Raw genomic sequence first — 20,327 nt, forward strand, 5'->3', positions numbered from 1 at the left:
TGAGGCCACCTCCGAAGTCTTCCACACCCCGAAGGTTTGATACAAGTCCTTAACAAGGCGCAATTTATTACGAAGCGTTCCCGTAAGGTTCTTCTTGATTATTTACGATATATGTAATTGTTTTTTTTGGATTTTATAGAGAGAAGCCGACAACACTAGTGTTACCGGCGCATTACCGATTCGCAAATTCTAGCGGTTAATGTGAGGTGCGCTTAACGACTGACGAGACTGTTTGCGGTCTCTTTCGCCAGAGTCAGGGCGATGCTCGCCGCAGCTTCGCGACCGTCGTAAACCGCACGTACCACAAGGTCTGCACCACGCACGTTGTCACCGCCGGCAAAGATGCGCGGGTGACTTGTTTGATGAGGAAGCTTGCCGTTCGCCGACGTCACAATCTTTCCCGCAGCCGACAGTTCAACACCGTGTGCGGCTAGCCAATCGGGCGGACTTGGCAGAAAACCAAACGACTGAATGATTACATCTGCAACGATTTCGGTTTCAGTGCCAGGAACGTTCTGGGGTTTTAGACGTCCATTTCCATCGTCGACCAAATGCGTTTCCACCACGCGCACACCACGCACGTGTCCATGCCCGTTATCGAGGATGGCGACAGGTTGACGATGGAATAAGAAGGTCACGCCTTCTTCGCGGCTGTAACTGACTTCGCGCGCCGAACCCGGCATGCTTGCTTCATCACGGCGATAAATACATGTGACCGATTTGGCGCCAAGACGAATCGCCGTGCGATTGCAATCCATACCCGTATCGCCGCCGCCCAATACGACAACATGCTTGTCGCGGAAATCAAACGTCGATGCAGGTTCGTCGCGAAGCAGACGCTCGGTATTCGCGATGAGGAACGGCAGTGCATCGTGCACGCCGCGCAACTCCCTCCCCGGAAGCTGCGCATCGACATAGGTGTAAGCGCCGGTGCCGATGAAAATCGCGTCATACTCGTCGAGCAACGCACCGAACTCCACGTCGCGCCCAACTTCTTTATTCAGAAGGAAGCGCACACCCATGCCTTCGAGCACATCGCGCCGCGTGCGCACGACACCCTTGTCGAGCTTGAAGGGCGGAATGCCGAACGTCAGCAGGCCGCCGATTTCTCGCTGCCGGTCATAAACATCGACCGCAATGCCAACGCGCCGTAAACGATCAGCGCACGCAAGGCCTGCGGGACCCGCACCGATAACCGCCACGCGATGTCCCGTTTCTTTCACGTTGGACAAATCCGGCCGCCAGCCCTGACGCAATGCTTCATCGGTCACCCAACGCTCGATGCTTCCGATCGTCACCGATCCGAAATCCGTCTGCTCAAGCGTGCAGGCACCTTCGCATAGACGATCCTGCGGACACACGCGACCGCAGATCTCCGGCAGCGGATTGGTTTCATGCATCAACGTGGCCGCTTCCATGATGCGGCCCTGCTGCACGAGTTTCAGCCAATTGGGAATGTAGTTGTGAACCGGACAGGCATGTTCGCAATACGGATTGCCGCAATCGATGCAGCGTTCCGCCTGCGTCGATGCCTGTGGCGAGGCGAAGTCACCACCGATTTCGCCATAACCCAGTACGCGCACTGCCACTGGGACAGTGCGAGGCGGCTGTCGCGGTACATCGAGAAACTGGAAAAGCTTGGCGCTCATGCCGCCCTCCGCAGTTCTTCGGCCAATACTGCAAGGCTTGCTGCTTTGGGTTTCACCAACCAGAACTTGTATTGCAGACCGCGGAAGTCGCGAAGGATCTGCCGGCCCCATTCGCTGCCTGTGAGTTCGACGTGACGCGTCACCAGTCTGCGCAGATGCTGCATGTAATTTTCCATTCCCTCCGGTGAGATGCGCAGAATGTCGACCAGCTCGTGGTTGTAGCAGTCGACGAAATCGCGTTCGAGATCGAGCACGTAGGCGAAGCCGCCGGTCATGCCGGCACCAAAATTGAGACCGACCTTGCCGAGCACTGCGACCACACCGCCGGTCATGTATTCACAGCAGTGATCGCCTGCGCCTTCGACGACGGCCAGCGCACCGGAATTGCGAACGGCGAAACGCTCGCCTGCGCGACCCGCTGCATAGAGTTCGCCGTCTGTCGCACCGTACAGACAGGTGTTGCCGATGATCGCAGCATCCTGGCTCGCATACGGCGCGTCCGCAGGCGGACGCACCACGATACGGCCACCCGCCATGCCCTTGCCGACGCCGTCGTTCGCTTCGCCGATCAATTCAATGTGCACGCCACCGGCATTCCATGCGCCCAGGCTTTGGCCCGCAGCACCTTCGAGTTTGAGTTCGATCGGTTGTGCATCCATGCCGTGATCGCCATGGCGGCGTGCAACGTGACCGGACAACCGAGCGCCAATAGCGCGGTCTGTGTTGCGGATCGAATAGGCAAAGCTGCCGCCACTTTTTTCGGCTACCGCTTCGGCCGTATCCGCGGAAATGCGCGAAGCCAATGCTGCTTCGTCGCGCATGGGATTGCGCGGCAACGTGCAGGCAAAGTCGCTGCTGGCACTCAGACCCACGCCATCGATCAATGGCGAGAGATCGAGTTTGTGCTGCACAGGTGTTCCGCCTTCGAGCTGCTCCAACAATTCGGTACGCCCGACCAATTCGCCCAATGTGCGCACGCCAAGCCGCGCCAGATGCGCACGAACGTCCTCGGCCACAAACCGGAAGTAGTTCATCACCATCTCGGGCAGGCCGATGAAATGATCCTTGCGCAAAACCGGATGCTGGGTAGCGACGCCAGTCGCGCAGTTGTTCAAATGGCAGATGCGCAGATATTTGCAGCCCAGCGCCACCATCGGGCCAGTGCCGAAGCCGAAACTTTCCGCACCTAGCAATGCCGCCTTGATGACATCGAGACCGGTTTTCAAACCACCGTCGGTCTGCAGGCGCACACGACCACGCAGATCGTTACGGCGCAGCGTCTGCTGCGTTTCGGCCAAGCCCAACTCCCATGGTGTGCCGGCATATTTGATAGATGTGAGCGGACTTGCACCCGTACCGCCGTCATGGCCGCTCACCGTAATGAGATCCGCACCCGCCTTCACCACCCCCGCAGCCACGGTACCGACGCCCGCATGCGACACAAGCTTCACCGACACCAGCGCTTCGGGATTCACTTCCTTCAAATCGTGGATCAGTTCGGCAAGATCTTCGATGGAATAGATGTCGTGATGCGGCGGCGGCGAAATCAGGCCGATGCCCGGCTTCGCATAACGCAGGCGCGCGATGGTCGCATCCACTTTGTGACCGGGCAATTGTCCACCCTCGCCCGGCTTCGCACCCTGTGCAATCTTGATCTGCAGCACTTCCGCGTTGACGAGATACGCCGGTGTCACACCGAAACGACCGGATGCCACTTGCTTGATCTTGGAAGCACGCTCGGTGCCATACCGCGCGGGATCTTCGCCGCCTTCGCCGGAATTGCTGCGCGCACCGAGACGGTTCATCGCGATGGCTAGCGCTTCATGCGCTTCAGGCGACAGCGCACCCAGCGACATGCCCGCCGAATCGAATCGCTTGAGAATGGAATCAGCCGATTCCACCTCTTGCAGCGGAATCGGTTCGGCCGCGAGCTTCAATCCAAGCAGATCGCGCAATGCCGATGAAGGACGACGATCGACGAAATCGGCATAAATGCGATAGTCGGCCGCGACGCCTGTGCGCACCGCTTTCTGCAGGCTCCCGATCACATCCGGGTTGTACATGTGGTACTCGCCGCCGTGCACATACTTATAGAGTCCGCCTGCGCGCAACGGCAGTGCCTGGTTCCATGCTTCCGCGGCAAGCAGACGCTGTTCGTGTTCCAGCTCGGTAAAACCTGCGCCACCGATGCGCGAGGGCGTGCCTGGGAAGCACAGCTCGACGACTTCCGGCGCCAGCCCGACAATTTCGAACAGCTGCGCGCCGCGATAGCCGGCAACCGTGGAGATACCCATCTTCGACAGAATCTTCAGCAGACCCTTGCGGATGCCGCGGCGATAACTGCGCCCGATCTCCTGCCTGTCGCCATCGATATGCCCTTCGTGGCCGAGCTCGAACAGACTTTGATAGGCCAGCCACGGATAGATCGCCGTCGCACCGAAGCCGATCAGACACGCGAATTGATGCGGATCGCGAGGCGTCGCGGTTTCCACTACGATGTTGCACTGACAGCGCAAACCTTCGTCGATCAGATGCGCGTGCACAGCGCCCGTGGCGAGCAACGAATGAATCGGCAGATGGTCGCGTTGCGGATAACGGTCGCTGAGAAATACCAGCGCGCGCCCATCGCGCACCGTTTGCGCGACTTCGCGACAAAGACGACGCAATGCCGCTTCAAGCCCTTCTTCCGGTGCATACATCAGATCGAAACGCGGCGTATCGAGGTATTGCGGCATCGCCAGCAACTGACGCAACTTGCGCTGCGAGAGAATCGGCGAGTTGATCAGGATCTGCTTCGCGTTTTCCGGCTTGAGCTCGAAGACATTTCCTTCCGGCCCGATCTGCGTGACCAGCGACATCACCAGCTTCTCGCGCAGGGGATCGATCGGCGGGTTGGTTACCTGCGCGAAGCCCTGACGAAAACGATCGAACAACGGACGCACCTGGCGCGACATCGCCGCCATCGGCGTGTCGTCGCCCATGGAACCGGTGGCTTCTGCCTCCAGCTCCGCGAGCACCTTCAGCACGGTCTCGCGTTCTTCGCGCGAAAGGCCGTACAACTTTTGATAACAGCGTAGTTCTTCCGCCGGCAACGGCTCCGCCGCCAGCGAAGGATCGATCAGATCCGATTCGAGATAACTGACGCCCGCACGCAGCCAGTCGCGATAAGGCGCGCGCTTGCGGTTGATATCGTCGATGTCCGCATCGCGCAGCAGGCGATGCATCGCGAAATCCACCGCGATCATTTCGCCCGGCGCCAAACGACCCTTGGCGATGACGCGCGCACTGGGCACATCCCACAAGCCCGCTTCCGAAGCGACGATCAGATGGTTGTCATCCGACAACGTCCAACGCGCAGGACGCAGTCCGTTGCGATCGAGCGTGCATGCCGCGTAACGCCCGTCGCACATCACCAATCCAGCCGGGCCATCCCATGGCTCGCTGTGCAACGCGTAATACTCATAGAACGCAGCGAGATCTTCATCGATGCCTTCACGCGCGGCGAACGCCGGCGGCACCAGTGCACGCATGGCAGCGAGCAGGTCCAGACCTCCCGCCAGCAGCAATTCGAGTGCATTGTCGAGACTTTCGGAATCCGAGCCGGTTTGTCGCACCAATGGGCCAATGTCGCCTAACTCAACCAAGGGCGAACGCCAGATTTCCGAACGGGTCTGCATCCAGCGTCGGTTGGCGCGAATGGTGTTGATCTCGCCGTTGTGTGCCAGTACCCGGAAAGGCTGCGCCAGCCGCCACTGCGGCATGGTGTTGGTCGAAAAGCGCTGATGGAAAACCACCGCATCCGCAATCAGTGCGCGATGCCGCAAATCCTCGAACACATCACGCAGGCGTCCCGGCGCAGCCATCGCCTTGTAGCCGATCACCTGTGCGGAAAGCGAAACGACATAGAACTGCGCATCGTCCGACAACAGATTCTCGGCACGACGGCGTGCATGGAACAACGCACGCTCGAACGCCGCATCATCCATCTCTGCCGCAGCGTTGACGAAAATCTGTCGAATCCGCGGCTGTGCCGAGGCTGCCAAAGGACCACACGCTTCCGCATTCACCGCCACGTCGCGCCAACCGGCGACGCGCATGCCTTCTTCCGTGATATGGCGCTCCAGCACCTTCGCGGCCTCGTCGTCCGCATGGTCGAGAAAGACCAACCCAGCCGCAAATCGCTCGCCCAGGGCGATCCCGGCTTCGACCGCCAGGGCGCGCAGCCACGATTGGGGGTGATGAATCAGCACGCCGCAGCCATCGCCGCTGACGCCATCGGCATTCACGCCACCGCGATGGGAAAGTTTGGCCAGTGCCTCGAACGCGGTATCGACGACCCATTTGCTCGCGCGGCCATCGATCTGGGCGACCAGACCGAAGCCACAGCTGTCGTGCTCAAAACCAGGGTCGTATAAACGCGGCTCGACCGACATGACCAAAACCCTCTTCCGATTTTTCGACTCGCTAGGGCGCAAAACGCTTACCGCCGTAAGGCAGTAAGCAGATGCGATAAAGGCGTGCAGCCCGACTTTACGCACATCTTGTGCGTCGCGTCAAAGCCTTCTAGACGTCCAAATGAAAAACAAACGCGACCGCATAACAGCGTGCGCTAACAGACCAATTTCTACTCGATGCCTGTGAGGGCGCGCCACGGCGCCATTCGGGGCGTCTCGCCGGATGAGTCCAGCTCGGACATAATCCGCGCATGCCGACACTTTCACGCGCCCTCCGCCCGCTCCTTTCCGCCTCGATCGCCTGCGCGATCGCACTCGCAGGCCTGCCCGCTGTGCCCGTTCACGCGGCGCAGGACAGCAAGACCGAAGCCGAGCAAGCCCAGACACGGCAACAACTGGCCGATCTGCGCGCCAAGATGCAGGCATTGGCCAAGGAGGAGGCCGATACCGCTTCCAAGCGAGATAGTGCGAATGCCACGCTGGCGAAGCAGTCCGATGCTGTCGCGGCGGCCGCAAAGGCCATTCGCGACACCGACGCGCAGATCGCCGCCAAGCAACAACAGCTGGATCAGTTACAAACGCAACGAACGGCGCTCGAACAAAACCTGGATGGCCAGCGCGCAGCGATTGCCGATCTATTGCGCGCGACCTACGCCGTCGGTTCGGGATCGGACCTTCGCCTTTTGCTGGGCGACGAGGACATCGCGCGCATCTCGCGCTCGCTCGCCTACTCCAAATATTTCCAGCAAGACCGGTTGCAGAAAGTACAGCAGCTGATGACCGAGCTGGCCAAGCTGCAGGATCTGGAAACGCAGATCACCACCGAGCAGCAAGCCTTGCAGGCCACCCGCGCCCAACGTCAGCAGCAGGCCGCCGCCCTGGAAGACCAGCGCAAGGCGCAACAGAAACTCGCCGGCCAGATCGACGCGCAATATAAGAATGAAGCCCAACGCCTGTCGGCCCTGAAGCAGAACGAGCAGTCGCTGGACGAGCTGTTGGGCAAATTGCAGAAAGCCATCGACGAAGCCGAACGCGAAGCCGCGCGCCGCTCGCGCCCGAACCCGACGTTGCCGTCGGGAGCACCCGGCAAGGCCCTGGCCAATATCCGCGGCAACCTGCCCTGGCCGGCGCCCGGTTCGGTGCACAACTTTGGCAATGGCGTGTTGATCGCCTCGCCGCGCGGCAGCGAAGTGCATGCCGTGGCGGCAGGACGGGTGGTCTATGCCCACTTCATGCGCGGATACGGCCAGCTGATCATCCTCAACCACGGCAACGGCTGGTTGAGCATGTACGGCAACAACGAAACCCTGCTGCACGGGGTCGGCGACGACATTGCCGAAGGCGAAGCACTCGGCACCGCCTCCCTTGCCACCAGCGACAGCACCGGCGTGTATTTCGAGCTGCGCCAGAACGGCAAGCCGGTCGATCCACGCACCTGGCTGAGTCAGCGGCGCTGACGGTATCTGCGTTTGAACGGGGTATCAGGCCCCGTTTCGACACGTTCAGGCAACACCGTTCGGCGTATTCTTGGACGCGAATTCCTGCGACGCGAAGCGGTCTCAACCACGTCGTCACATCTTTTTCCTGTGGAGTTGTCCCATGCGTTTCCCCCGCCATTGCCTGTTCGCCCTGCTGTTGGCGGCGCCTTTGCTGCACGCGCAGAAGGCTCCTCCCCAGATAGCGCCAGACACTGACGTCCCGACGGCGCCGGCCAAGGCCAGCAGCAGTAGCGCTGCATCCTCCGACCAGATCGACATGGACGACGTTCGCAACTTCGCGCACGTCTACCAGATCATTCGCCAGGCTTACGTCGAGAAGGTCGACAACAAGACCCTGATGAACGATGCGATCAAGGGCATGCTCGCGGGCCTCGATCCGCACAGCGCCTACCTCGACAAGGACGGCCTGCAGGAACTCAACGAAGACACCACCGGTCAGTACGGCGGACTTGGTATCGAGGTGATGGAAGACAACGGCGCGCTGCGCATCGTCTCGCCGATTGACGACACCCCCGCATCGCGCGCGGGTATCAAGCCGGGCGACATCATCACCTCGATCAACGGCAAAGCCGTCACCAGCGACAACATCGACGGCATGTTCGATGCGCTGCGCGGCGACCCGGGCACAAAGATCACGCTGGGCATCCTGCACGAAAAAGCCGATCAGCCTGTAACGCTGACGATGACGCGCGAACGTATTTCTATGACCAGCGTGAAAGTGCGCGAATTGGAACCCGGTTATGCATACATCCGCATCAGCCAGTTTCAGGACGACACGGCCGGCGATCTGGAAAAGAAGCTGGGTGAATTGCTGAAGAAGAATGGCCCACAGAAAGGTGCTGTGCTTGACCTTCGTTCCAATCCGGGTGGCCTGCTGACTGCGGCGGTTGGCGTGAGCGATGACTTCCTCGATTCCGGCACCATCGTCACCACACGTGGTCGCCTGCCCGATTCGAACCTCACCTTCGCTGCACACCCAGGCGATTTGCTCAACGGCGCGCCGATGGTGTTGCTGACGGACAACGGCACGGCCTCCGCCGCTGAAATCGTTGCTGGTGCATTGAAGGACAATCATCGCGCACTGATCGTCGGGCGTCGCACCTTCGGTAAAGGCGTGGTGCAAACTGTCTTGCCGCTCGATGCTGATCACGCGGTGAAACTGACGACCGCACGCTATTACACGCCTAACGGCACGTCGATTCAGGCAGAAGGTATCAAGCCGGATATCGCATTGGGCGATCTGACGGTGGCGAAGGTAGACGATACGTCGGAGCCGACGATCAGCTCCGAAGCAGATCTGCCGCATCACCTGGCGAATGAAACGACCCAGAGCAGCGACATCAACAACGATGGCAGTGTCGAGAATGAAAAGCTCGCGACGAGCGACTATGCGCTATCGCAGGCGTTGAACATTCTTAAAGGCTTGGCGCTTCGTCACGACTCCGGCGCCGCATCCGCGCAGTAGGACTCTTTGCTTTCAAGCCCCTCTCCCTACGGGAGAGGGGTTGGGGTGAGGGTGCGACCCTTGCGACACGATTCAATGTTTCGCGCTGACCCGAACCCTCATCCGCCTGCCGGCACCTTCTCCCAAAGGGAGAAGGAATCAGCTATGTAGCCCGCGGCAATCAGAAATCTTTCGACAGCGTCAGATACACGCCGCGACGCGGCCCAAACTGCGGCGCACCCACACCCACGCCCGTACCGCTGCGCAGTTCATACACGCGGTCCAGCGCATTGATCAACGCCAACGACGTGTGCAACTTACCAAAGCTGTCGAAGTCGAAATCGTGCGACACATCCAGATTGAGCTGGAAGTAATCCGGCAATGACACGCCATTCGGCGTCAGACCATCTTCGCGCAAGCCGCTGCCGAACAAAAAGTCAGTACCGACTTTCGTGCTGTCGTTGATCGCGTAATTGATACCACCCGACGACGTGTACTTCTGGTCGTGATCGAGGTGAATCCAGTTGTCCATGATGTAAGCCAGTTCATCCGGACCGAAGTTGTACTGGCTCGTGATCACGTCCTTGCCCATCGCGCGATTGAACGAGAAGTTGAAGTACGCGGTGATGGGGCCGTTGTTGTAGTTAACGCTGAATTCGTTACCGCGCACCTTGCCGTATTTGTAATTGAAGGTGGAATAAATCAACGCCGTACCGAACTGGCCTTCGTCCTGCAGACGACTCACCTGGCGGTAGTAATTATCCAGCCCGATCGTCCACGACGAACCGATATTCTGCGAAACGCCAAGATCGTAGTAATTGGAACGTTCCGTCAGCGGCGTGTTGTTGCCGTAATTCTTCACCGCGTTTGTGGTATTGGCGAAGACCGCAAGATCTTCGCTGGAAATCAGTTCCGTCTGCGGCGGCGTGAAGTAACGCGAATAGCCGGCATGCACAGTAGTGCTTTCGGTGGCCTGCCAGACCACACCGACGCGCGGGCTCAACTGGCTCTCTTCGCGGAATGCTTCGTAGCGATCGCCACGCAGACCGTAGTTCAGCGTCCAGTTGTCGCTGATGTTCCACTCGTCCTGCAGATACGCGGCATCCGTCTTGGCCAGAATGCGATCGCTGGTGAAGATGCCGAACGGCACGGTGCTGGTCTGGTTGCCAGCTGCATCGGCCGGGAAAACCAGCGACGCGGTGTTGGTATAGGCGCGATCGAATTCGCTGTACAAACCGTAACGAAGCGTGTGATCGCTCGCCCACGGCATCGAGAAGTCGGCCTGCAGGGTCGATGCGCGGTCGCCCTGATTGATCTGTCCCGCAACGCCGTTGAACATCAGATCGCCAATGTCGTCGGGGTAGTACTGCAGCGCGCTGTAACGCTGACCTACGGATATCTGATAAGCGGTTTCGCCGAACTTGCCTTGCAAGGCGATGTTTGCGAAACGCGTCTGTTCGTCCTGCCGCTCGTCCAAATCCGCGGAATTGAAATTGGTGATATCCAGATAGCCGAACTGCGGCGTCTTGCCCGGGTTGTTCGGAATCTGGAAGCGATTGTTGGTGATGCCGGCCATCACGCTCAGGCGCGTGTCGTTGTTAATCAGATAAGACACGTCGCCAAACGCTTTGACCTGATTGGTGCGATCGTGGATCGGCGTGCGGCTAGCCGTCGGGTTCTCGATACCGACATTGTTTTCCACATAGTTGCCGGTGAAGAAATAACTCCACTTGCCGCTGCTGCCCCAGAACGAGGCGAACGGATTGAGCGTACCGAACGACCCGCCGGTAATGCCTACGTTGCCGCCGTTACCGAGATCCGAACCGGTTTTGGTCGTGATATCCACCACGGCCGCGGTGCGCTCGCCGTATTGCGCGGGCAATGCGCCGTCCAGCAGCGTCACGCTTTGAATCGTGCGCGGATCGAGCGTCTGACCGAAGCCAGAAATCGATTCCGGAATCATGATGCCGTTGATGCGGTACTGCAGATTGGCGTGATCGCCGCGCACATGCAGCTGACCGTACGAATCCTGCACCACACCCGGCGCCTGCAGAATGACCTGATTCATCGGTGTGGAGTCGCCCAGCGGCAACGCCTCGATATCTTTGGCCGTAATCACGTACTGACTGCTGCCCGTATCCGGCGACAACGAATTGCGCGCTTGATCCAATGCTGCGTTGACGTTCACCGCACCCAGCTGCTTCACCTTGCCGGGATGCTTGTTGCGATTGCCGCTGGCATCGGTCGAGTCGTCGGTCGTGGTGTCGTCCGCCGTGCTGTCCGCGGGTTGCGCGGCTGCACTGGATGACGCGTTAGCCGGCGATGCGCTGGGAGTCGGTGTGGTTGTCGTACTGCCGTAGCTGGTGACGGCGTACAGCGCGAGGCCTAGACCTATGGCAAGCGGGGTCAATTTCATGCGGGGTTCCGGTCAAACGTGGATCGGGGCGGTGAGTTCGATATGTTATAACATTTCCGTAACCGCCGCGCGCCCGTACCAGAAGTCATGCCTGCCACAGGTCATTGCGCATCCAAGAGGTTTGCGAGTTCATCTGGAGGTCGCCGGACGGGGTCTATGATCCCCAAGCGATCCTCAAAGGAGCACGGCATGACCGAGCCCAGTCAGATCAATTCTGGTGCGACCAACCTGCCCGCCGTCGTCAGCCAGGACGACGCGAGCAATCGCGTCACGCGCGCCATCCTCGATTTCGTCAGCCAGATTCCGGGTAGCAAGGTGCATAGCGCTACCGATCCGGAAACGAAGGCCCGTCAACTCGCGCATAGCGCGGCCAAGCGCGCGGCGCTTACCGCCGGCACGCTCGCGCTGCCACCCGGGCCGCTCGGCTGGCTCACCATTCTTCCGGAGCTGGTCGCCATCTGGAAAATCCAGGCGCAGTTGGTCAGCGATATCGCAGCTGCGTACGGCAAGCATGCCGAGCTGGGGCGCGAGCAGATGCTGTGGTGTCTGTTCCGGCATACCTCGGCACAGGCTTTCCGCGATCTGGTGGTGCGGCTGGGCGATCGTCTGATTTTCCGGCGCGTGTCGTATAGCGTGATTGAACGTGTGGCCAAGCAGATTGGCGTGAAAGTGACTCAGCGCGCGCTGGGCGAAGGCCTCTCGCGCTGGATGCCAGTCATTGGCGCGATTGGCGTTGGCGGCTACGCGTATTACGACACACGTAAAGTCGCCACCACCACGATTGCCATGCTGAAGAGCCAGATCGAAACCGCCGAAGAGAGCATGCCCATCGTTTCGGCCTCGCAGGAAGTTCAAACTATCCGTCTGAACGGCTGACGCAGACGCAGGTTTGCGTCAAGCTGCGCGCCATCGTCGCTTTCGTGCCGGAGCCATTGCATGAGTTCGTTCAACGAGCGCCCGGTGGCGCTGATTACGGGCGGTGCCAAACGCGTCGGCGCGGTGATTGCACGCACCCTGCACGCGGCCGGCTACGACCTCGCGCTGCACTGCCGTCGTTCGATGGCCGAAGCGGAAGCGCTTGCAGCCGAACTCTCTGAACAACGTGCAGACAGTGTGCTGGTGTTGCAAGCCGAACTCGCCGATACGCGGCGCTTGCAGCAACTCGTCGATGCCACGCTGGCTCGCTACGGACGATTGGATGCACTGATCAACAATGCGTCGGCGTTTTACGAAACGCCGATCGACACCGCCAGCATCGAGCAATGGAATGATCTGTTCGCATCGAATGCACAGGCGCCGTTCTTTCTTACCCAAGCGGCGTTACCAGCACTACGCGCTGCGCATGGCGCGATCGTGAATCTCGTGGATATCTACGCGGAACGCTCGATCGCCAATTATCCGATCTATGTGATGGCCAAAGGTGCGCTCGCGGCGATGACGCGCACGCTTGCGCTGGATCTCGCACCGGATGTTCGCGTCAACGGTGTAGCACCGGGTGCGGTGATGTGGCCGAGCGACGGCAAGTCCTACGACGATCAGCAAGCGATGATGGCGCGCACACCGCTTGGGCGCGCTGGCACACCAGAAGATGTTGCTGCCACGGTGCTATGGCTGTTGCGCGATGCGCCGTTTGTCACCGGCCAGATCATCCGCGTCGATGGCGGTCGCAGCATCTCGATTTGATCGAGCTGTTTTATCGAGCCGTTTTAAAGCGGCTCGACCGCGAGCGGTTCGCTTTCTGCGGGAAACGCGGCCCACAACTCGGCCATCGTGTGCCCACTCACTGGATGCCGCAATTGCGGCGCAATGTCGGTGATCGGTTTAAGCACAAAAGCATGCTTGAGCTCTTTGCGCGGGATATCCAGGTGTCCTGGCCCCTGCGTCACCAGATCGTCGTAAAGCACGATATCCACGTCGAGCGTGCGGTCGGCGTAGCGCGGTACATCGCGGCGGCGGCCGTTGCGGTCTTCCAGTGCATGCAACCAATCGTTGAGTGCTTCCGGCGACAGATCCGTATCCAAACCCACGGCGAGATTGATGAAGTCGGCCCCGTCGAATCCCACCGCCGCGCTTCGATACGCAGGCGAGATATCCAGCTCACCGAAGCGCTCACGCAATGCATCAAGCGCTGCGCGTAGATAGCGGATCGGCTCCTCGTTGGAGCCAAGACTTAAATAAACGCGCGCCATCAGCCGGGCCGTTTACCGCGCTCGATACAGACACCCACTGCTTTCGCGCCACGCACGGCACCGGGCTTGGAGAGTTTCAATCGCACCCACGCCACCCCGAATTCCTCACGGATAATGCCGACGCAGCGTTCGGCCAGCGTTTCCACCAAGCCGAAGCTGGATTCACTGACGTAGGTGATCAGACGTTTGGACACTTCTTTGTAATTGAGCGTGTCCTTGATGTCATCCGACGCGGCCGGCACCGTGTTGTCGAACGCCATTTCGATGTCGAGCGACAAGGTCTGACGCACGCGACGTTCCCAGTCGTAAATGCCGATGACGGTGTCGATGCGCAGATCTTCGATAAAAACGATATCCATACGTGCAAGGTTCCGCGAAGCGTGTGATGCGATCAAGCGGCAGGAGGAAGGGTCTGCAAATCCCAGCGTGGAAACACCTGCACGGTTTCGTCCTGGTGTTGTCCGTGCGCAAGCCGAATGGCGCCGGCCAGCGCGATCATCGCGCCGTTGTCGGTGCAGAACTGCAAGCGCGGGAAGTAGGTTCGGAAGCCGTCTTTGACGCCCGCGGCAGCCAGTTCTTCGCGCAGTCTGCGATTAGCGCCTACGCCGCCGGCAATCACCAGACGCTTCGTGTTGGTCTGCGCCAGCGCGCGCCGGCATTTGATCAGCAGCGTGTCGACGATGGCTTCTTCAAACGCGCGCGCAATATCGGCACGCGTCTGCTCGCTCTTGTCCGAGTGCTGCCAGGCGAGCAGCACCTGCGTCTTCAGGCCGGAAAAACTGAAATCCAGACCGGGACGATCCGTCATCGGGCGCGAGAAACGAAACACACCCGGCCGCCCGCTTCCGGCCAAGGCGGCCAGCGCCGGGCCACCCGGATACGGCAGGCCCATCAATTTCGCTGTCTTGTCGAACGCTTCGCCGGCGGCATCGTCCAGCGTGTCGCCGAGAATCCGGTAATGACCGACGCCCTGCACTTCCACCAGCATCGAATGACCGCCCGAGACGAGCAGCGCGACGAACGGCGGTTCGGGCGGGTCATCTTCCAGCAACGGCGCGAGCAGATGCCCTTCCATATGATGGACGCCAATCGCCGGAACGCCGAGCGCCCAGGCCATTGCCCGCCCGGTGGCGGCTCCGACTAGAAGCGCCCCAACCAGGCCTGGGCCAGCTGTGTAAGCGACTCCGCCGAGATCGGCCGGCGTCATCCCCGCTTGCGACAAGGCTTCGCGCACCAGCGGCAGCAATTTTCGGACGTGATCGCGGCTGGCCAGTTCCGGCACCACGCCGCCATAATCGGCATGCAGCTTGATCTGGGTGTAGAGCGCATGCGCCAATAATCCGCTGCCCGGCGCCTGCGGCTCCCAGCGCAGCAGCGCCACGCCGGTTTCATCGCATGACGTTTCAATGCCCAGAACGGGGCGAGGGGCTGTGACAGGGCTCATGGCTGCTAAATGGGGCGCCGCAAAGGGATTTCGACTCGGTCGGACATGGTATCGGCAAACGCCGAAAGCCGCATTCAGGCCTGAGGACAGCGCCGATCCTCATGCGGCAGCTCATTTTGCCGCCATACCACTTTGAAATCCGCACCCGCCTGAGGGTATACTTTGCGGCTCGCCCGGTCCTGCGGGCGCGTTTACTATTCCGGAGTTTCCATGCCCAGCGTAAAAGTTCGCGAGAACGAACCATTCGAACTCGCCCTGCGTCGCTTCAAGCGCACCTGTGAGAAGGCCGGCGTCCTCGCCGAGACCCGCAAGCGCGAGTTCTACGAAAAGCCGACCCAGGAGCGCAAGCGCAAGCGCGCTGCCGCCGTGAAGCGTCACCTGCGCCGTCTGTCGCGCGACGTTTCGCGCAAGACCCGCCTGTACTGAGCGCTGTCCGCCTCGGCGGACCCGGTTCGAGCGCGATGGCGCCGAACCCTCGCATTGCTCTCGGTTGGCGCGTCCATTCGCAGCCACCGATTGCCTAGGCACTTGCACTGGCCGACGTTGCCCCGCAACGTCGGCTTTGTGCTTTCCGAAGATTGGCTTTTCGAAGGAGTGATGGGATGCTCCGCTCCATTCTGCGTAGGTGGCATGATGTCCAGAAGGCTCGCAGGATGTGTTGCGCGGCGCAGGCAAGACTGGCTGTCTTGGCAAGCTGCGCGGCGCAGCATGCGAGCCTTCTGGACATCACCCTTCGGGCCGGTTCTGTCCGTCCGCATTCCTTCGGCCCATCGCCTCAACAGACAGCCAGTCTGCCTTCGCCGATGCTCCTGCGGCCTGCGAACGGACAGAACCGGTGACACCCACGCAGAATGGAGCGGAGCATCCCCAGCATGAGTCTCAAGCAACAGCTCACCGAAGACATGAAGACTGCGATGCGCGGTGGCGACAAGGAACGCCTCGGCGTCATCCGCCTGATCCTCGCCGCGATCAAGCAGCGCGAAGTGGACGAGCGTATCGAGCTGGACGATGTCCAGACTCTCTCCGTACTGGAGAAAATGCTCAAGCAGCGTAAGGATTCCATCACCCAGTACGTCGCAGCCAGCCGCGAAGATCTGGCCAACGTCGAGCGGGCGGAAATGGTTGTGATCGAAGCCTACCTGCCGACCAAGCTCACCGACGCGGAACTCGAAGCACTGATCGTTGCCGCCATCGCCGAGACCGGCGCCACCAGCCAGCGCGATATGGGCAAGGTGGTTGCCGCCGTAAAGACCAAGGCCGCCGGTCGTGCCGACATGGGCCAGGTCTCCGCACGCATCAAGGCGCGCCTGGGCGGTTGATGCTGGACCCGCAAAGACTGCGCCCGATACCATCGTGGCACAGTCTTCACATGTAGTCCGTTTAGATCGATCGCCGTCTGCCGCCATTCGGTGGCGACCATTGGGAGAACCGACGCATGCTCAAGTGGGCCATTATTTTCGCCATCGTCTCGCTGATCTCAGGTTGGCTGGGCTTTGGCACCTTGTCCGGTGTCGCCGGCACCATCGCCAAGATCCTGTTCGCCATCTTCGTGATCATTTTCCTGATCGCCGTGCTGGCGGTGATCGGCTTGATTCATATCCTGTAGCGACATCGCTCGCACAAACCGCGAAAACCTCAACGCGATGCCGTCATGGCATCGCGTTTTCGCAACAGTTCGGTGGCGCCGTCGATGACGGGGTCGCGATTATTGCGAACATCTTCCACCGTCGGCTTGATGATCATCGCGGGTGAAATGCCCTTGCCGACGAACACCCGGCCATCCGGGTAAGTGTCGTTCTTGCTGCATATCCAACCTTTGCCACCGCCTGGAAGATCGATCGTCAGAGGCTGGCCCGTACTGCCGCCCGTTGCTTCTCCCAGCAATGTGCCGCGCTTCATGCTGTCGAAACTGACCACGAAATCTTCGGCTGCCGAAAATGTGTAGGGACCGATAAGCACGGCAACAGGCCCCTCATAGTGTTGCTTGCGCTCGACGCTATAGGGCTGCGCCGGTCCCACCGGTTTCCACAAAACGTACGGACCTTGCCACGCGCGAAAAACAGGCACGTAGTCCATGGAGACGGCAGCGGAAAGCGGAATCGGCTTCTTGTCCAGATAGCTCAAGATAGCCGCGCCGTTCTGAGTGGAACCGCCACCATTGCGACGCACGTCAATGATCAAACCTTTGGCGTGGAGGATCTCGGGCAAATGCTGCTCGAAGGCTTTGACGCCCGCGTCGTCTCCGAATTCGTTGACCGCCAGATACGCAATATCGCCGTCGAGCATCCGCCAGACAACCGGAGAAAGTGCATCGGCGTGCGGATCGCCCTCTCGCGACAACGTGACGGAATGCGAATGTCCTGCCGCATCGACGATGCCCAACGTCACAGGCTGACGATGATCGCCCGCCAGCAGGCGCCTGCCGTACATGGTTGCAATACGGTCCTGCGGCGATGAGCTATCGACGTAGGGATTGACCTTCGTCAACGCGTACGTGCGCACATCCTGCCCGTCGATGCTCACAATCTCATCTCCGACATGCAGACCACTGGCGCGTGTAGCAGGACTGCGAAGCGCCGTGACGATCACCTTTTCTTCGACAAGCGACGTGCTGATGGCCGGGGTTGCCCAAAATTCGTTGACGATTGCACGTGGAGGAACCACGTGCGTATGACCGTCATGCAGCAGCGACGCAAATTGCATCATGACGTCGTAGTAGTCGTGCGTTGTCTTGGCGGCGATAACGCGCGGCAAATAATCCAGATAAGCCTGGTTCCAGTCCAGGTCCGGAACATTGTCGAAATGCGCGAAGTTGTAGCGGGCCTCGGACCAGAATAACGATAATCCCGCGATGCGATGCGCCTCATCCAGATTTTCGGTTTGTCCGTTGAGCGCCGACGCATTCCAACGGCTTTCCATGTGCTTGTAGCGATCCATCAACGCCTTGAATCGCGGCTCATCGTGCAAACTCTTCAAGCCCGCGGACTGTTCCAATATCTTTTCGTGAAAAAGATAAAGGCCGCTCGATTGCATCGTTTCCAATGCATTGAGCGCAGCGTTCTTGTCGCCTTTGAGTGCGTAGGCTTCGGCCAGAAAAATCAAGCTTTCCGAGCGACGGCTGTCGGCCTGCGCCCAAAGATCCTCGGTCGCGGCTTGGGACGAGAGGAACTGGTCCGCCTGAGCGATCGCCTCTTGAAGTAACGTTTCGGCCTTCGCCAGATCGCCATGGCCGCCATGGGCGGAATGGACGAGCTCATAGCCCTGATTGCGCAGGTCCGAAATATGGTCGTAGCGTTTCTGTAAATCCGAATCCTGTCCGTGAATAGGCATAGCCACCATCCCGATAACAAAAAAAGCGCACACTCCCAGTACGAATCGCATCCAACCCTCCTGTTGTTGGCAAAAGCCCGACGACGGCCCGATCAACCGCTAGAATAGCTCCCCATGCGCGGCCGCATCCCGGACAGCTTCATCGACGAACTGCTTGCCCGCGTCGACATCGTCGACGTGATCGAGCGGCGCGTGCCGTTGAAAAAAGCCGGTCGCGAGTGGACCGCCTGCTGTCCATTCCATAACGAACGCAGTCCTTCGTTCTATGTGAGCCCGGCCAAGCAGTTTTTCCATTGCTTCGGCTGCGGTGCGCATGGCAGTGCGATCAAGTTCCTGATGGATTATGAGCGGCTGGAATTTCCGGACGCGATTGACGAACTGGCACAGGCCGTCGGGCTGAAAGTGCCCTACGAAAATTCGCGCGACAACGCGCCGCGCGAGGATAAGACCGACCTTTACGCGGTACTCGATGCAGCTGCACGCTGGTACGAAGGCGAGCTGCCCAAAAGCGCGGACGCCAAAGCGTACTGCGCCAAACGCGGGCTGGATGCGGAGACCATCGCGCGTTTTCGCATCGGCTGGGCGCCCGCCGGCTACGACGGCGTGATTCGTTCGCTCGGCACCAATGAGCGGCGCATGCAACTGCTTACCGAAGCGGGCATGGTCGCGAGCAGTGAACGCGGCAGCAAGTACGACCGCTTCCGCGAACGCCTGATGTTTCCAATCATGGATCGTCGCGGCCGCGTGATCGCTTTCGGCGGCCGCGTGCTGCAATCGGAACAAGGCCCCAAGTATCTCAATTCACCGGAAACGCCGCTGTTCCACAAAGGGCGCGAGTTGTTCGCGCTGTGGCAGGTAAAGCAAGCCAATAGCAATCTCGCGCGCATCGTGGTGGTCGAAGGCTATATGGATGTCATCGCGTTGCATCAAGCGGGCCTGCCGATTGCGGTGGCGACGCTTGGCACGGCGACGACACCCGACCACACCGAAGTGCTGTTCCGCGCCGCGCCGGATGTCGTATTTTGTTTCGACGGCGATCGCGCCGGTCGTGCCGCGGCATGGAAGGCGCTGGAATCCGCATTGCCGCGTTTGCGCGACGGTCGTCAGGCGTACTTCCTTTTCCTTCCCGATGGCGAAGATCCAGACAGTCTGGTGCGCAAGGAAGGCAAGGAAGGCTTTGAAAAACGTCTGCGCGAAGCGACGCCGCTATCCGAATACTTTTTCGGCGAGCTCTCGCACGACGTGGACATGACCAGCCTCGACGGCCGCGCGCGCCTTGCTGAGCGCGTACGCCCACTGATCGCGCGCTTGCCTGATGGCGCCTTCCGCGACCTGATGGCGCAAGAGCTGGAAAAGCGCAGCGGCGCTCGTGCCGTGCTGGAACAAGATTCGAATGCACGCCGCACCGTGCAACGGCCAGTCGCTGTGCAACGTTCACTCGTGCGTAGCGCCATCGCGCTATTGCTGGCTCAGCCCGGCATCGCCGACCAAGTGGACAAACCGTATGCCTTCCTTCGCCTCGATAAGCCCGGCGTGGAACTGCTTGCGGAATTGCTGGATACCGCGCGTGCGCGACCAGGCATCAACCCGGCGATGCTGGTGGAACATTTCAGCGGACGCCCCGAATACGCCTCTCTTCAGAAACTCATGGCGGCGACCGTGGTCGGCGAGCCTGAAATCCAGCGCACGGAATTTTTCGATGCCTTGGTAAAAATGGAGCAACAGGCCATTACCCAGCGCCGCGATGCACTGGTTGCCAAGAACCGCGAAAGCGCATTGACCGACGCCGAAAAAGCCGAGCTGCGCGAACTGCTGGCCGCACGTGCGCCTGCACCCACGGCGCCGACATGACATACCGACCGCGTTGTTCATGGCAGAATGCAATCCCGCGCGACGACACGT

The 20,327-nt window shown here is 60.2% G+C and carries 15 protein-coding genes; 8 read left to right on the top strand and 7 right to left on the bottom strand.

Features of this window, described 5'->3' with window-relative positions; genetic code table 11:
* Nucleotides 1-212 precede the first annotated feature (212 nt).
* Together EKH79_RS17885 and gltB are read right to left on the bottom strand one after the other, a co-directional pair.
* Nucleotides 213-1,649 carry an FAD-dependent oxidoreductase gene (locus EKH79_RS17885; protein WP_126675213.1) on the bottom strand — a complete coding sequence of 479 codons (1,437 nt, stop codon included), beginning with the start codon at nt 1,647-1,649 and terminating at the stop codon, nt 213-215.
* Nucleotides 1,646-6,082, bottom strand: coding sequence for a glutamate synthase large subunit (gene gltB, locus EKH79_RS17890; RefSeq protein ID WP_126675214.1), 4,437 nt, complete (start codon nt 6,080-6,082; stop codon nt 1,646-1,648). Before gltB ends, EKH79_RS17885 begins: the two co-directional genes overlap by 4 nt.
* Nucleotides 6,083-6,354: 272 nt before the next feature.
* Between gltB and EKH79_RS17895 the strand changes: the two genes are divergently transcribed.
* Nucleotides 6,355-7,560, top strand: coding sequence for a murein hydrolase activator EnvC family protein (locus EKH79_RS17895; RefSeq protein ID WP_126675215.1), 1,206 nt, complete (start codon nt 6,355-6,357; stop codon nt 7,558-7,560).
* A 142-nt stretch (nt 7,561-7,702) separates the two neighbouring features.
* Nucleotides 7,703-9,067, top strand: a complete 1,365-nt coding sequence (locus EKH79_RS17900; protein ID WP_126675216.1) for a S41 family peptidase — start codon at nt 7,703-7,705, stop codon at nt 9,065-9,067.
* A 160-nt stretch (nt 9,068-9,227) separates the two neighbouring features.
* Here EKH79_RS17900 and EKH79_RS17905 read toward each other — a convergent pair whose 3' ends face one another.
* Complete coding sequence (locus EKH79_RS17905; RefSeq protein ID WP_126675217.1) at nt 9,228-11,462, bottom strand: TonB-dependent receptor; 2,235 nt, start codon at nt 11,460-11,462, stop codon at nt 9,228-9,230.
* A gap of 189 nt (nt 11,463-11,651) precedes the next feature.
* Between EKH79_RS17905 and EKH79_RS17910 the strand changes: the two genes are divergently transcribed.
* Entirely contained in the window at nt 11,652-12,338 is a 687-nt protein-coding gene (locus EKH79_RS17910; RefSeq protein ID WP_126675218.1) for a hypothetical protein, read from the top strand.
* A 60-nt stretch (nt 12,339-12,398) separates the two neighbouring features.
* Nucleotides 12,399-13,145 (top strand): pteridine reductase, encoded by a 747-nt coding sequence (locus EKH79_RS17915; RefSeq protein ID WP_126675219.1) that lies wholly within the window; start codon nt 12,399-12,401, stop codon nt 13,143-13,145.
* Between the two features lie 23 nt (nt 13,146-13,168).
* Here EKH79_RS17915 and folK read toward each other — a convergent pair whose 3' ends face one another.
* From folK to tsaD, 3 genes are read right to left on the bottom strand one after another with little or no spacing between them, the layout of a single operon-like run.
* Nucleotides 13,169-13,651 carry a 2-amino-4-hydroxy-6-hydroxymethyldihydropteridine diphosphokinase gene (gene folK, locus EKH79_RS17920; RefSeq protein WP_126675220.1) on the bottom strand — a complete coding sequence of 161 codons (483 nt, stop codon included), beginning with the start codon at nt 13,649-13,651 and terminating at the stop codon, nt 13,169-13,171.
* A complete protein-coding gene (folB, locus tag EKH79_RS17925; RefSeq protein WP_126675221.1) occupies nt 13,651-14,010 on the bottom strand; it encodes a dihydroneopterin aldolase in 360 nt (119 codons plus the stop codon). Before folB ends, folK begins: the two co-directional genes overlap by 1 nt.
* A gap of 32 nt (nt 14,011-14,042) precedes the next feature.
* Nucleotides 14,043-15,095, bottom strand: coding sequence for a tRNA (adenosine(37)-N6)-threonylcarbamoyltransferase complex transferase subunit TsaD (tsaD, locus tag EKH79_RS17930; protein WP_126675222.1), 1,053 nt, complete (start codon nt 15,093-15,095; stop codon nt 14,043-14,045).
* Nucleotides 15,096-15,305: 210 nt separating this feature from the next.
* Here tsaD and rpsU point away from each other — a divergent pair, with 210 nt between their 5' ends.
* From rpsU to EKH79_RS17945, 3 genes are all read left to right on the top strand, one after another.
* Nucleotides 15,306-15,521, top strand: coding sequence for a 30S ribosomal protein S21 (gene rpsU, locus EKH79_RS17935; protein WP_115477777.1), 216 nt, complete (start codon nt 15,306-15,308; stop codon nt 15,519-15,521).
* A 446-nt stretch (nt 15,522-15,967) separates the two neighbouring features.
* Nucleotides 15,968-16,414 carry a GatB/YqeY domain-containing protein gene (locus EKH79_RS17940; RefSeq protein ID WP_126675223.1) on the top strand — a complete coding sequence of 149 codons (447 nt, stop codon included), beginning with the start codon at nt 15,968-15,970 and terminating at the stop codon, nt 16,412-16,414.
* A gap of 116 nt (nt 16,415-16,530) precedes the next feature.
* On the top strand, nt 16,531-16,701 hold the full coding sequence (locus EKH79_RS17945) for a DUF1328 domain-containing protein (RefSeq protein WP_126675224.1): 171 nt from the start codon (nt 16,531-16,533) through the stop codon (nt 16,699-16,701).
* Nucleotides 16,702-16,730: 29 nt separating this feature from the next.
* On the opposite strand, the gene EKH79_RS17950 is transcribed toward EKH79_RS17945, so the two are convergent.
* Entirely contained in the window at nt 16,731-18,425 is a 1,695-nt protein-coding gene (locus EKH79_RS17950; RefSeq protein WP_233590385.1) for a S41 family peptidase, read from the bottom strand.
* A gap of 114 nt (nt 18,426-18,539) precedes the next feature.
* Here EKH79_RS17950 and dnaG point away from each other — a divergent pair, with 114 nt between their 5' ends.
* Nucleotides 18,540-20,276: a DNA primase gene (gene dnaG / locus EKH79_RS17955; RefSeq protein ID WP_126675225.1), complete on the top strand. Its 1,737-nt coding sequence runs from the start codon at nt 18,540-18,542 to the stop codon at nt 20,274-20,276.
* The last annotated feature ends 51 nt before the right edge of the window (nt 20,277-20,327 follow it).

Source organism: Dyella dinghuensis, from assembly GCF_003977615.1.
GTDB lineage: Bacteria > Pseudomonadota > Gammaproteobacteria > Xanthomonadales > Rhodanobacteraceae > Dyella_B > Dyella_B dinghuensis.